At 48.5% G+C, this 13,880-nt stretch carries 9 protein-coding genes; 7 read left to right on the forward strand and 2 right to left on the reverse strand.

The annotated features are described in order from the left end of the window. Positions 1 to 12 precede the first annotated feature (12 nt). Positions 13 to 942, reverse strand: coding sequence for a U32 family peptidase (locus ASG85_RS28350; RefSeq protein ID WP_156390187.1), 930 nt, complete (start codon positions 940 to 942; stop codon positions 13 to 15). Positions 943 to 1,077: 135 nt separating this feature from the next. On the opposite strand from ASG85_RS28350, the gene ASG85_RS28355 reads away from it, so the two are divergent. The 7 genes from ASG85_RS28355 (at position 1,078) to ASG85_RS28385 (ending at position 12,278) form a co-directional block, all read left to right on the forward strand. Beyond that, a complete protein-coding gene (locus tag ASG85_RS28355; protein WP_063860405.1) occupies positions 1,078 to 1,836 on the forward strand; it encodes a creatininase family protein in 759 nt (252 codons plus the stop codon). 303 nt (positions 1,837 to 2,139) lie between these two features. Further along, on the forward strand, positions 2,140 to 3,540 hold the full coding sequence (locus ASG85_RS28360) for an ABC transporter substrate-binding protein (protein WP_156390188.1): 1,401 nt from the start codon (positions 2,140 to 2,142) through the stop codon (positions 3,538 to 3,540). Between the two features lie 59 nt (positions 3,541 to 3,599). Then, complete coding sequence (locus ASG85_RS28365) at positions 3,600 to 4,478, forward strand: carbohydrate ABC transporter permease (protein ID WP_057305909.1); 879 nt, start codon at positions 3,600 to 3,602, stop codon at positions 4,476 to 4,478. A gap of 11 nt (positions 4,479 to 4,489) precedes the next feature. Continuing rightward, positions 4,490 to 5,332: a carbohydrate ABC transporter permease gene (locus tag ASG85_RS28370; RefSeq protein ID WP_060648463.1), complete on the forward strand. Its 843-nt coding sequence runs from the start codon at positions 4,490 to 4,492 to the stop codon at positions 5,330 to 5,332. 31 nt (positions 5,333 to 5,363) lie between these two features. Then, on the forward strand, positions 5,364 to 6,815 hold the full coding sequence (locus ASG85_RS28375; RefSeq protein ID WP_057305911.1) for an aldehyde dehydrogenase family protein: 1,452 nt from the start codon (positions 5,364 to 5,366) through the stop codon (positions 6,813 to 6,815). Between the two features lie 160 nt (positions 6,816 to 6,975). Further along, on the forward strand, positions 6,976 to 9,432 hold the full coding sequence (locus ASG85_RS28380) for a hypothetical protein (protein ID WP_057305912.1): 2,457 nt from the start codon (positions 6,976 to 6,978) through the stop codon (positions 9,430 to 9,432). Between the two features lie 275 nt (positions 9,433 to 9,707). After that, positions 9,708 to 12,278, forward strand: a complete 2,571-nt coding sequence (locus ASG85_RS28385) for a LamG-like jellyroll fold domain-containing protein (protein ID WP_060648464.1) — start codon at positions 9,708 to 9,710, stop codon at positions 12,276 to 12,278. Between the two features lie 73 nt (positions 12,279 to 12,351). Here ASG85_RS28385 and ASG85_RS28390 read toward each other — a convergent pair whose 3' ends face one another. Next, positions 12,352 to 13,854 (reverse strand): sulfatase-like hydrolase/transferase, encoded by a 1,503-nt coding sequence (locus tag ASG85_RS28390; RefSeq protein ID WP_060648465.1) that lies wholly within the window; start codon positions 13,852 to 13,854, stop codon positions 12,352 to 12,354. Positions 13,855 to 13,880: the final 26 nt, after the last annotated feature.

Below are 13,880 nucleotides of genomic sequence, written 5' to 3' on the forward strand. Positions count from 1 at the left end.
CCCATTCGGCGGTTAAATTTGAGGCACAGCCAGATCGCTGGCACCCATCTCGGACATGACAGCCTCTGGATAATAACGGCGAAGAATTTCAAGGCCAATGGCAGCCCGCCGCACCTTCTCCCGACATTGAGCCACGGCCATCTGCTCAATATGAACACCGCTCGGATAAACATTAACTGCATTACGTAGCCCGAATTTCACATAGACAGGGGATACCACGCGCACGATTTCTGGAATTTCATAGAAGCGGATCGAACCGCCAAAATCATCCGGAGACTCCACATAGAGGTCAAGTGGGATGTTAACAGCTTGGCGGATTGCTCCCAGTCTCGTAAGTGTAAGTGACGAGGGTACATTGTAGGTGCCCGCTCCCATCTCCTCGAGATGTCTGATTGATACCGGGTTTGCGGCGCCCATGGATACAGAAACCTTAACCACTAAATCGGCAGGAAGCTGGCCTGCCTTCTTCATCTCGTTTACGATAAAGAGAAGACCTTCGTCAGCCACCAAAACACCACGAAGCCCCAGTCGGCAGCCGCGCTTGATGTCCTCCAAGGCATAAACCAGTTGATCCATCCCCTCATGGCGCAAAGCTTGACCTTTACCCGACGGAGTATGACTAGCAGCCGTTATATCCCAAGTCGAGCGCGGTCCTACAAATAGGCTCACCTCAATACCGTGACCGGCTGCAAGCGCTAACATCTCGCGGATTTCTGCATCGGTACAGAGCATGATACCACTTCCTTGAGAGACACGATGGATAGGCACTTCATACTCTTTTGACGCCTCTATTACTGCAGCAAGTACGTTTGGACCTTCTACGCTTGGTATTTCAATCCGGACTTGGGCACCATCTGGAAATCGTTTAGTAGAATTGGGAAGTTGGTGAACATCTCCGGTAGGCAAACCTAATCCTGCTAAAAACTTATGAGTTTCTTCCACAAAAGCACCTCCAATAGAATTGGTTCATTATTTTGAAACACACTTCAAATTTTATTAAAAAAAGTATAATATAGAACTAAGACATATGTAAAGGAGGTATTTCCAATACAAATATCCAACGTGAGACCTAGGAGTTTGCGATTCCACGAATTGACCCGCACAGAGATCGGACATTGGGCGCCCGAAACGACCGTCGTTCTTCCTGTGGCGGCGATAGAGCAACATGGACCTCATCTTCCCGTACATGTAGACTCCATAATCGCTGAAAATATCTCCATTGCTGCCGCCTCGCAGGCCAATCAGGAGATTCCGATTTTGGTCTGTCCGGCCATCGTTTATGGTGCCTCGCATCACCATCTGATCTATCCCGGCGCTTTGTCTCTCTCCACTGAAACACTGCTTCGAGTGTTGAATGACTTAACAGATTCTTTAGTAAGCAGCGGCTTCCGACGAATTTATCTCCTCAATTCCCACGGCGGTAACGAGGAATGCGTTAGGCTCGCTGCCCGTGAGCTGGCCCTGCGTCACCCCGTGATTGCAGGAGCCGCATCCTATTGGACGATCGCTTGGGAGGCGATCTTGCGTGAGGGAAGAGCGGCGAGCCTTGGCATTGTGCCCGGCCATGCCGGAGGTTTCGAGACATCGCTAATGATGGCCTTACATCCGGAGTTGGTGCAAACGGATCAGCTTCCTCTCCCACTGCAACGCTCAATCCCTACGGTGCCTAAAGATCCGGCTGCCGGACCGCTCGTCCAACGTCACGGTAGTTGGGCAGCCATAGACGGTTACAGCGACAACGCAGGACAGGCCAATGCCGAACACGGGAAACTGTTGATTGATCTTATTAACCGAGCTGTAGCTGCGGAATTTGTCCGATTCCATCAACTACTATGAATAAGAAGTTGGATCAAAGTGTCTGAAATCAAAATGAAGAGGAAGTCATAGACTGACTTTCTCTTTTTTCTATCTATCGTTCGACCTGCCACTAATCACGTCATATATCCTAACGTTTTTTTTGTTTTTTTAATGGATAATTTACTAATATTTATGTAAACGATATCATTTTCGTTTTTCGTCATGAAATAGCGTCATATTACATAACATCAAGATATTTTTTTTGCATTTGCGTCTTGAAATTAAGTCATCAAGATGATAAATTAATTCTACAATCGATTTCTTGTACTCAAGTTCAATATATTGAACCTAAGGGGGAACGACATGCACCGTAATTTGAAGAACTATATTGGCTCTATTCTCTTTACTAGTCTCTTAGCGACGACCGCCTGCAGCAGCTCTACACCAACCTCGACTATTGGCGACACCAGCACTCCTACTCCTGCTAACCAAACTCCAGCAACCCAAGCAACAAAAGTGATTAAAGGCGGCCCATTGGAAGTTGGAGCGCTTTGGCCCGAAGGCTCTGATAATTTTAAAGCAGTCCAACGTGTAGGCGATAATTTGGCAAAGCAATTCTCCGGTACTCTGATGACTTACACTTTTTCTAATACGAAAGCTCGCCCGCAACTCGAGCTGCGTTGGAAAAGCGGCGATCCGTTGGATGTAGATAACATTTTCAACGGGGCCAATGCCAGCTCTTATCACTGGGTGGAAGAAGGCCAATTGAAAAACATCACCGACACTTTGAAAACGACCAAGCGTTCCGATTACGACGGTAAAACTTGGGAGGATTCGATCATGCCGCTTTTTCGCTCGTTCTCACAATATAAGGGCCAGTATTATGCAGTCCCCGATCAGGCAATCGTATTAGGACTCTATTACAATAAAAAGATGTTCGAACAGCACGGACTCAAACCTCCGGCCACATGGGATGATCTGATTCAGGTATCCGCTGCTCTAAAAGCTAAAGGCGTGGATCCGATTGCAGTCACTGGAACAAACAATGGCTATATGGGCATGTGGTGGGACTATTTGCTGCAAAGGGAGGTCGGTACACAGGCCGTGATGGACGTCGCTTGGGGTAACAAAAAGGCCGCCGATAACCCCGGCTTCCTGAGGGCTGCGAAGAAGCTGGAGCAACTGGTGAGCGATGGCGACTTCCTGAAAGGCTTCGAAGGGACAGACTTCACCGGTGCACAAACTGAATTTTTCCGTGGCAAAGCCGGCATGATTCTGATGGGCTCATGGCTGGTAGGCGAGATGAAGCAGTCCATTCCCGCTGATTTCCAGATCGGAATCGTACCGTTTCCGACGATACCGGGTGGCCAGGGCGACCAGAAGGGTGTCTTAGGCACCGTTTTCCAATGGAGCACCGCCAATAAATCGAAGAACCCGGATCTCGCAGTTGAATATCTTCGGACCCTTACCTCCAAAGAGGAGCAGACAGTCCGGTCCAAAGATCTTGGGTTCATCTCACCATACGAAGGCGTTCCGACCCCTGCTTCCATTCCCGGACTGGACAGCATGCTGAAGGATGCAGCGAACGCCTCACTCACTTATTACTATTATGGGATCATCTTTGACAAGCAACGGGCTGATGCTTGGTACTTGCCTGTCACTCACCTCTACTTCAAGAGTGTCAAAGCGGAGCAAATGGTGCAGGAGATCGATACCAATCTCACACGACTACGTGGCCAATAAAACATCAATGTGCGGGGTGGCAGTCGCCCCCCGCCACTATTTTTTCTCAGGAGGTCCATATGCTGGAGAGACTTCGCCAACGCTTGTTCTGGCCATTCGTTCTGCCGGCGATTGTGCTTTATACAGTCGTACTCATTTTACCTATGGTGCAGACGATTCTCTATTCTTTCACCGATCGCTCCTTGAAGACCAGCTATAGCTTCGTAGGTTTGAAAAATTACATTAACGCAGTCAATGACCCATTCTTCTGGACGTCTTTGCAACACACAATGATCTATACTTGCCTCAGCTTATTTATGCTCTTCGTGCCTGCCATTTTTTTGGCCTGGTGCCTATCCCAACCCATACGCATTAAGCGTTTTTTTCGATTTATCATCTTCACGCCGGTGGTCATATCGGTGTTAGTCACATCCCTGATATGGAAATTTTTCCTCAACCCCAATTGGGGGCTGCTCAACGCCTTGCTGAAAGCGATAGGATTGGAAACGTTTGCCACGCCGTGGCTGGGAAATACCCATACTGCGTTATTGGCAGTAACGGCAGCATCTGTCTCGCACAGCATTGGCATGTATGTCGTTCTCATTTCTGCAGGTCTGGAGCGCATTCCAACCGATATGTACGACGCCGCTAAGGTGGACGGGGCTAACGACCGACAGCAGTTTTTTCACATCAGCCTTCCCCTTCTTTGGGACGTACTCCGTTCCCTCATCGTTCTATGGATTATCCACGCTATCCAGGCTTTTGCTTGGGTGTTCGTAATGACCCAAGGTGGCCCAATGAACTCCACCGAGGTTGCAGCTACATACGTATACAGCATTGCCTTTGTTTCCAACAAGTTCGGATACTCCACTGCACTAGCAACGCTGATGATGCTTGTGATCATGGTGATCACCTGGCTCGCGAATCTCTTGAATCGTCGCGAATCCTATGAATTTTAGGAGGTTGATCTATGTCTCTCGCTATCCGAGCTAAAATGTTAATGATTTATCTGATTCTCTGCATTTATACATGTCTCACTATCGGGGCTTTTATCTGGGTTGCACTGCAGTCCCTAAAGAATAATTCCGAATTTATCACTTCCCTTCCCTGGCATCTCCCCCAGACATGGAAATGGTCCAATTATACGGAAGCCTGGCGGCGCGCCAAGATGAACTCATATTTCGGCAACAGCATTGTGGTTAGCGTTATCTCGACGACACTCTCACTGCTTGTAGCAACGCTGGCGGCTTATGCTCTTTCACGAATTCGTGGCGTAAAATGGGTAGGATTTTTGCAGCAATTTTTCCTCGTGGGGATTATGCTGCCTGTCATTCTGGCCGTCGTGCCCCTCTATTTTCTATGGGTGAATCTTCATTTGGTAAATACCACGATCGGATTGATCATCATCTACACAGGGTTAATGCTTCCGTTTTCAATCTATTACTTGTCCGGATTTTTCAAGGCGATTCCACACGAATTGGAAGAAGCCGCAGCCGTCGACGGGGCACCTCTTCTGCATTCCTTCATCAGGATATTCCTTCCAATGGCCGGCCCGGGGCTAGCCGCCGTATTTGTGGTAAATTTTCTATGGGCCTGGAACGAATTCTTCTATGCACTTGTGTTCATAACCCGCTCGGCCAATTATACCGTCGCTGTAGGTCTATACTACCTTGACGTTAACGCTGAAGTTACCGCTCAGTGGGTATACCTCTTTGCTGGGATGTTAATCGCGCTGCTGCCGGTCTTAATTCTCTATATGCTGTTGTCGGACCAAATCACAAAGGGATTAACGGCTGGAGCACTTAAGGGATAATTCATACATTAATAGACAGGAGCTGTGACAGATGGAAACCTATCATAACCTTATCGGCGGACAATGGACCGCCTCCCGTTCGGGTCAATTGCGCCCCAACCTCAATCCCAGCCGCAGCTCAGAGATTTTAGCGCAATTTCCGGACAGCGACCCGCTTGATCTGCAGGATGCTGTATCTGCCGCTGCAACAGCTTATCCCGGATGGCGAAGAATGGGTCTTTTGGAAAGAGGGGAGATTCTATACCGCGCCTCCGATCTGCTTGCCGCGCGAGTCGATGCAATAGCCCGGGACCTGTCCCTCGAAGAGGGTAAAACATTTATAGAGGCCAAAGGCGAGACGATGCGCGCTGCTGCAATTCTGCGCTACTACGCTGGCGAAGCACGTCAGGAAACGGGAGAAGTATATGCAGCAGCCGACCCCCGTACTATGCTCTATACTCGTCGGGAACCGCTCGGTATTGTCGGTGTAATCACACCTTGGAATTTCCCTATTTCTATTCCGGCCTGGAAGATTGCCCCCGCTTTAGTCTATGGCAATTCGGTTGTATGGAAACCAGCGGATTTAACACCACTAACGTCATATCACCTGACACAGGTGCTTTTGGAAGCGGGTCTTCCGGAAGGCGTACTAAATGTAGTTTATGGTCGAGGATCTGTTTTGGGTACCGCCTTGGTGAATGATCCACAGGTGCACGCAATCTCTTTCACCGGCTCCAACGGCGTTGGTCGAAGCATCGGTATTTCATGCGCCTCCCGTGGTGCTAAATATCAGCTTGAAATGGGTGGGAAAAATGCAGCGGTTGTGCTTTCCGACGCCGATCTCGAACTTGCTGTGGAAATGACTGTTCGCGGTGCTATGCGCTCGTCAGGTCAAAAATGCACCGCCACCAGCCGGGTGATCGTTGAAGCGCCATTAATGAACGCTTTCACAGAGGCGTTGGTTGATCGCTGCCGTACTTTGCAAGTTGGCGACCCTTTCGATCCTAAAACTTATTTGGGGCCATTAGCTTCACTTGATCAGCAGCAAACCGTACTCAACTACATTCAAATCGGTCAACTCGAAGGCGCCCGCCTAGTGTCGGGCGGAGATTCCCCCGACTCGAACGGCTATTTTGTATCGCCTACGGTTTTCATGAATGTAAAGCCCGAAAGCCGCCTTACGAAGGAAGAAATATTCGGCCCAGTTGTCTCTGTTGTCTCTGCCGTCAACCTTAGCGAAGCCATTGCACTTGTGAATCAAAGCAACTTCGGCCTGAGCACATCGGTCTTTACCCGGGATGTCGCAAAAGCCATGCACTTCATCGATGAAGCGGATTGCGGCATCGTGCATGTTAATTCCGAGACGGCGGGCGCGGAACCGCATGTCCCGTTTGGCGGCATGAAGGAATCGAGCTCCAATTCCCGGGAACAGGGCAAATCAGCCAAGGAATTTTACTCCCAGATCAAGACCGTCTACCTCGACAGTCCGTCCATAACAGAATAAGTAAAGCGTTCCGACGCGTAACGTTTCTACTCCTTCTTTCAACTGGCATCAATTCCTTGATTCATCGTGTTCAGATGAAGGGATGTGATCATGCATGTAAAATTGGTCGGTTATTTCTATAAACTATAATCCTATTATGTAAAGGAGTGATTTTTAGCTTATGCTTATGCAAAAATTAGTCAAATCAATGTTCATGAGTTTCGTCATTCTGTGCCTATTCCTAACGGCTGCACTTCCGGCTTCTGCAGCAGGTTCAGAATCGGCGATCGCGATAGGACTTAATCCCGGAACGCTCGGATGCACGCCCGGTACAGAGCTACCTGCTCTCAGCGCCCAGTACAAGAGCCGTGTAGTTGAGGCATTGACTACAACACAGGATGTTTACGGTCAACAGATTCTTGCCAAGCCTGAGGGTCCTACTTTTGACAACGTGAAGGACTTCTTCACACCCATCATGTACACGATTGCCCCTGCTGCGCAAGGAGGGTTTTTGACGGATACGGGAGTCTATTACATCCCGTTCGGGCAGCCTCAACAGTCAACCGCCCGCGGTGATTTGGCTTTGACTTCAGCCGATGGCAGTCAAATTATCTCGAATAAAGCCGATAACCTTAGTCTTAGCACTAGAATTTTTGTCGGTGCGGGTGGTCAAGAGCAATTCGGCTCTTGTTTGACCAACCTAAGCACTCCTGCATTGTACAAAGGATATCTCCCGATCCTACAGTTGCAATACCGCGATCATGACGGGATCGAGTATCAACAGGAGTCGCTCGCAACCAACCTGCCAGGTACTGATATTGTAGCCAGCTTCGTAGAGATTACGACCGACCATCTCAAATCGAGCCCTAATCCTGCTAACGTCCGGTTCCAAGTATGTAGTAACTGCAATCTCCACCAAGAGGGGAATCAATTGCTTGACGAGCAGGGTCGTACCTATCTGTATTTCAGCCCCGGTGCCACGTTCAGCAATTCAGATCTGGTCTACAACCTCGATAACTACAATAACGGAAAACATTCTGTATTTATCGTGAGGCCCGTCACCCCGATCGTCAATGCACCCGCAATTATTGCAGATAAAGATGGACAAGAAAATGCCCGCATTGAATCTGCAGCATACTGGGAGAATCGGTTATCGGAAGGAACAATCTTCCAAATACCTGAAAGTAATGTAATGGATGCCCAGCGCAACCTGTTGATTCAGGATCTACTAATGACTTGGCGCTATAGCTTAGGAAATGCCTACGAGGCCTTTTATCAGCCGGAAAGCAGCACAACTATGGAGACACTAGGACGCTATGGTTTCACAAATGTGTATAAAAATGCACTGCAGGACTTATTGCCCAAATCCAAAGGCCTCAACCGTCGCAACTGGGAGATTGGCGAGAAGCTTTCTCATGCTGCTGACTATTACCGATTAACAGGCGACCCTTCTCTGATTATCGAAAATTTGGAGGCATACAAAGCTTATGCAGTCGATCTTGCAGCCCAGCATGCTAGCGATACTGTTAATCATCTGCTGGAACGTCAGCAGTACTCAAGTGATGTTAAGGGACTTGTCTATGGACTGCACCAAATCGGGACGGCTCTCTTCGGTTTGCAAAATATGGTTTCTGTCTGGAGAGAACTGGGTAAAACCGATCTGGCCGAACAATACGGCCCAATTGCAGACGATCTGCGACTTTGGTTTGATAAAGCCATTAAACAATCTAGCACCGTAATGCCGGACGGCAGTCTTTTCACGAAGGCAATGCTGCTGGATAAAGAAGATCCCTATGACCATTTGCCGGTTACTTTACTAGGCAGTTACTGGAATCTGGTTGCGCAATATGGATTTGCAGCTCAGGCATATGCTCCCGAATCCCCGGAAGCGAAAGCTACTCTCCAGTATCTCTACAACCATGGATCGCGCCTGATGGGGCTATTAAAGGTTCGGGACGGCGCGATCAACGATGTTTACGAGGCTGAGCAGGCTAAGTTTCTCGCAGATAACGACCAATCCGATCAGATGGTTCTGAGTCTATATAATCAACTGGCCCACGGCATGACAAGAAATACTTTTATAACCGGCGAAGCGGCAAATGTGGGTCCTCTTGCCTCCAAATGGCCTCTGCAGTTTGGCGCCTGTGCGATCGGAGCCCCCTGCACGCCGCCAAGCTTTGAAAATGGCTGGAAACCAAACGAGTACTACCGTGGGATGTACCTCTCGCCGAACACCGCTAACAACGGCTTCTTCTTGCGGCTCTTGCGGTTAATGCTAATCAATGATGTGACCAACAACAAGGGGGAACCGCAAAGCTTGCAGCTAGCCTTTTCCACGCCGAGGGGCTGGCTTGAGAATGGCAAGAAAATTCAAATTAACGATGCCCCTTCCCTGTTCGGATCTGTTAGCTATACCATTACTTCCAAAATCGAGCAGAATCAAGTTATGGCCGACCTTGATGTACCTAGCCAGAAACCTATCGGTAACCTCCAGCTGCGGCTTCGGGTTCCTGCAAACAAGCATCTAATCGGCGTCAAGGTGAACGGTCAACCTTACACCAAATTCAATGCTAGTAACGAGACGATTGATCTGACTGGACTTACGGGCAAACTCATTATACGTGCTGACTATCGTTAAAACGGTTATAAGCTGAAATTATTGGAGATCGTCATTTGGGTACTTCCCTGGGCGATCTTCTTTTTTTAAAATCTCCACAAAACCAGTTAATCATTAAAAACCATGATTTATCATAAAACAACATGCTTACGCCAACTCATAAGCACTATAGATAAATTAAGGATTGGTAAACAGTTGGGCTGGCAGCATTGTAGTTCAACTGAGGTGTCCAACAAGGAGGTGAAGGAAAGCTTACCAAATTCATCACAATCCAATTTTGAAATGGAGTGAATTCGATGAAGATTTATCGAAAGGTCCGAAAACGTTTTGTGGCCGCTCTCACCCTTCTCATGCTTGTTCCCGTTACTTTGATTATACCGACACAAATCGCTCTAGCCGCATCTGAGTTCACCGTCAATACTGGCACTGTCGTTGTATCGGATTACATCGGAAACGGTGCCGAGTTCAATCAAAACCTGTACGCCTCCATCAGCGCGGTCGATGGTATCACAACGGGGAACGTAGAATTGCTGGAGAACGAAGTAAAGGCAATGAAACCGCAAATCGTCAGGATCTTTTTTGACACGAAAGCCTTCGATACCACAAACTATCCCGATTACATGTCCTCCTTCGAAAAAACGGTGCAGCTCGCACAGAATTCAGGCTCCGAAATTAACATCACTTACTGGCATGGCCCCTATACAAACGTTTCTCAACAAATGCAGGATTTCGCCAATGAGCTTTACAACCTAAGAGTCACCAAAGGTTATACGAATGTAAAATATATCACCATCCAAAACGAGGTCAACTCCACATCGATCACCCAAACGGATTACGAGACCTTTTACCGGACTCTGAGCACGGATTTAACCACTTTAGGAATTCGGAGCTCGATCAAGCTAATCGGCGGCGATTTGCTCTATAACAACCAGCAGTCATGGTTCGATTATATGGCCAATAACATGAGCGACGTTTTGGACGGCTACTCCGTTCATATTTATTGGGATTACGACAATACAGCCTATGCCATACAGCGATTGACGGATATCCGTACCATCGTCGACGGCGAGCCGATGGCGGGACGTAAACCCGTCTATATCATGGAGTACGGAATTCGGGGGGATAAAATCTCATGCACGCAGGATCCCGGCTGCCTCAAAAGAACCTCTATACCGATTGAAGATACGATTATCAACGCTTACGAGCATGCCTGGTTCACGATGAATGCGATGAACAAAAAGTTCGTGGCCACCACCAAGTGGGACGCCTATAAAGCGAAATATGATAATGGCACCCAGTACTACGGTGAAATTGGTAGCGGAACGGATGGGTATCCGATGAAGCCGATTTATGATGTCACCCGTTTGTTTTCGCATACCTCCAATTCTCATTGGCAGTTAGTCAGTGTCACCGGATCTGTCACAGGCAAGCTGGTTACCGCCTTGAAGGATCCGAGCTCCAGCAACATGGCTGTCTATGCGCTGAACGATACAGGCGCATCCACGACCATTTCAATTGGCGGACTCGGGGCGAACAAAATTTTCCGTATGTATGTATGGAATGATAACGGAGACGGCGGCATTACCGATGAAAACTCCGTTCAAGCCGATTCCTCTGGTAACATTACCGTAAGGCTGAACACGCAAAGCTTTGCCGCTTTCACCACGCTAAATCCCGTTGATCTGGAACGAATCGCTAATTACAAATTTGATGAAACGAGCGGCACTACAGGTGCAGACAGCACCGAATTCGTGCATAACGCAACCATTGTGAACGGAACGTGGACGTCTGGCAAAATCGGGGGCTCCCTTAATTTTAATGGAACATCCAGCTACGCTACGACACCTCATGTTCTCGATCCTGCGAGTCCCTCCAATGTACGTGGCTTTACCGCAGCCGCATGGGTGAAGCTCGATAATTCCTCCGGAGGCGTGCAATTAATCTTGCAGCAGGACGGCACCAACGGAAAAATATGGCTCTGCCGCCGTTCCGACGGAACATTGGAAACGTTCCTCGGCGGCACGGCGACGATTTCTATGGGTACGATTCCTCTCGGCACATGGACGCATGTAGGCCTCACTTATGACGGAACGACTGCCCGACTTTATTTAAACGGCGTCTTGGATACGAGCCACAATGTCACGGCGAATTCGGAAGCAGTCGGCGGCATGATTATCGGCGCAGACAAATTATTAGGCGAGCTCTGGAACGGCGAAATCGACGATGTGTCGATATATAACCGCAAGCTGACAGCACAGGAAATGAAAGATATTTGGAATAGCGGCTGGTGGAAATTCGACGAAACATCTGGCACGACGGCGGCTGATTCTAACGGCTACAATCAGGCTGCGACGCTCGTTAACGGTGCGAACTGGACGACCGGCAAAATGAATGGCGCGCTTCATCTGGACGGCGTGAACGATTATGCCACTCTGCCGAACATACTCAACCCAGTAGGCAATTATTTCACTGCCACAGCCTGGGTTAAGCTGGATGCTTCCTCCGGAACAGTTCAGGAAATTTTGCAGCAAGACGGAACGAACGGTAAAATTTGGCTGTATCGACGTCCGGAAGCAACGCTTGGAACCTACCTTGGCGGTACGCCTTTACTCTCGACGAATACGATTCCTATCGGATCCTGGGTGTTTGTTGCAGTTTCCTATGACACCTCGACGGTTAGACTGTATTTGAACGGTTCGCTCGAGGCTTCTGCCGCCAAAACTTTACAATCTGAAACGAGCGGTATGCTAGTCGGGGTGAGTAAAACTTCGGACTCTTATTGGAACGGGGGAATTGATAACCTGCGCATCTACAACCGCCAATTATCCGATAACGATATTCTAGATGCTTATAGACTTGGCCGATAAACGGTTATAACTAGGGAAAAGCCCTCAATACTTCCGTCAGGAGGTATTCGAGGGCTTCTTTATGTCGTTCTCCTTACACTTCCCTCATTCGTTTGAAAAGCTTTAGCAATCCGTCTTGGTGTTCGTTCATCCATTCCACCAACTTTCCTCTCATGAACGCGAGCGAGGATGCGTATGTTGGATTAGCGACCTGATTGAACATTTCATGCGGGTCCTGATTAAGGTCGTATAGTTCGTCCAGGTCACCGCAGTTAAAAACGTACTTTAGATTGCTGTGCCGAATCATCCGCTGCGTGAATAGCACATTTTCTAGGCCGGAGCATTCCGTCACGACGCAATCCGGCCAATCGGTGACGGATTCCTCATCCAAAAGCGGCACGAACGAACGACCGTCTCGGGAGTTTGCCGTTTCCCGAGGTACCCCGGACAGCTCTAGAATCGTGGAATACAAATCACAGGAGCCGACGAACCGATTTTCTCTTCGCATCTCTTGTTTGGACCCGGCTGGCTTTACGAGCAACGGAATGCGGCAAGTCTCTTCATACATGAAGAACGCTTTATCGCTCAAGCCACCGTGTATGCCAAGCGATTCGCCATGGTCAGCTGAGAAGATGATCGTCGTATGATCAAACAAATCGTTTCGCTTCAAATAATCGAGAAGTCTTCCTATTTGTTCATCAATCGAGCTCATAAAACCGTAATAGTGCTTAACGTAAGGATCAAAAGCCGACCAATCCTTGGAATTGGCCATTCGGGCTTTATGAATCGATGGCTTATTCTCGTTGTTGTCATAAAAATTAGGCCAGGGTTCTAACTGCTGATCCCGGTATAAATCGAGATGCTTCGTCGGGGCCATATAGGGCTCGTGAGGTCCCCAAAAATTCAAAGCGAAGAAGAACGGACTGCTGCGACGACGGAAACGGTCGATGTAATGAATAGCCCTATCGGTTAAATAATACTCCACTGTCGATTCGATTGGAGACACGACCTCCGATGCGGTATGTACGTCAAAATTGCCGGATAACGTGTTTACCGTTTCGAAGCGGAGATTGTTTTCCTCCAAGTAGTGTAGATACTCTGGATATTCGTAACCGCCATCCCCGTGCCCAGGAAAATCGTCGCCTTCGTACCCCAAGTCGGTGGGCAGGCTGCGGATATTATATTGAAACTCGGGAAACGTAATCGATTTCTTGCCATATCTTCGGAAATCCTCAGTTTCGATAATCTCTTTTCCGTGGCCCAGATGCCATTTCCCGGTGTATCCGGCACTATAGTCTTGCTTCAAAAGCTGGCGGCTGAGCAGCATCGGGTCATCAGGCAGCTCGCGGATCAGACAATGGGCTCCATAGGTATTGGCCTGCATGCCGACGTTGAACGGATAATATCCTGTTTGCAGAGACGCTCTGGCTGGCGTACAGATGGGGCAGCTTGCATACGCATTATCAAAAACAATGCTCCCTTCCGCCAATAGGTCGAGATTTGGCGTCTGACATACCGTGCCCCCATAACATTTCATCGTATCGATACGCTGCTGGTCGGTCAAAATCAACAAAATATTTGGGCGTTTCTCATTCATTTCGCTTTTCTCCTTTCCCAACTAAT

Source organism: Paenibacillus sp. Soil724D2, assembly GCF_001427935.1.
Taxonomy (GTDB): Bacteria; Bacillota; Bacilli; order Paenibacillales; family NBRC-103111; genus Paenibacillus_E.

What these genes read in the sequence shown, in the direction of transcription:
- ASG85_RS28385 (WP_060648464.1), top strand. Translation starts at nt 9,708, where the DNA reads ATGAAGATTTATCGAAAGGTCCGAAAACGTTTTGTGGCCGCTCTCACC.
- ASG85_RS28380 (WP_057305912.1), top strand. Translation starts at nt 6,976, where the DNA reads ATGCTTATGCAAAAATTAGTCAAATCAATGTTCATGAGTTTCGTCATT.
- ASG85_RS28365 (WP_057305909.1), top strand. Translation starts at nt 3,600, where the DNA reads ATGCTGGAGAGACTTCGCCAACGCTTGTTCTGGCCATTCGTTCTGCCG.
- ASG85_RS28370 (WP_060648463.1), top strand. Translation starts at nt 4,490, where the DNA reads ATGTCTCTCGCTATCCGAGCTAAAATGTTAATGATTTATCTGATTCTC.
- ASG85_RS28390 (WP_060648465.1), bottom strand. Translation starts at nt 13,854, where the DNA reads ATGAATGAGAAACGCCCAAATATTTTGTTGATTTTGACCGACCAGCAG.
- ASG85_RS28375 (WP_057305911.1), top strand. Translation starts at nt 5,364, where the DNA reads ATGGAAACCTATCATAACCTTATCGGCGGACAATGGACCGCCTCCCGT.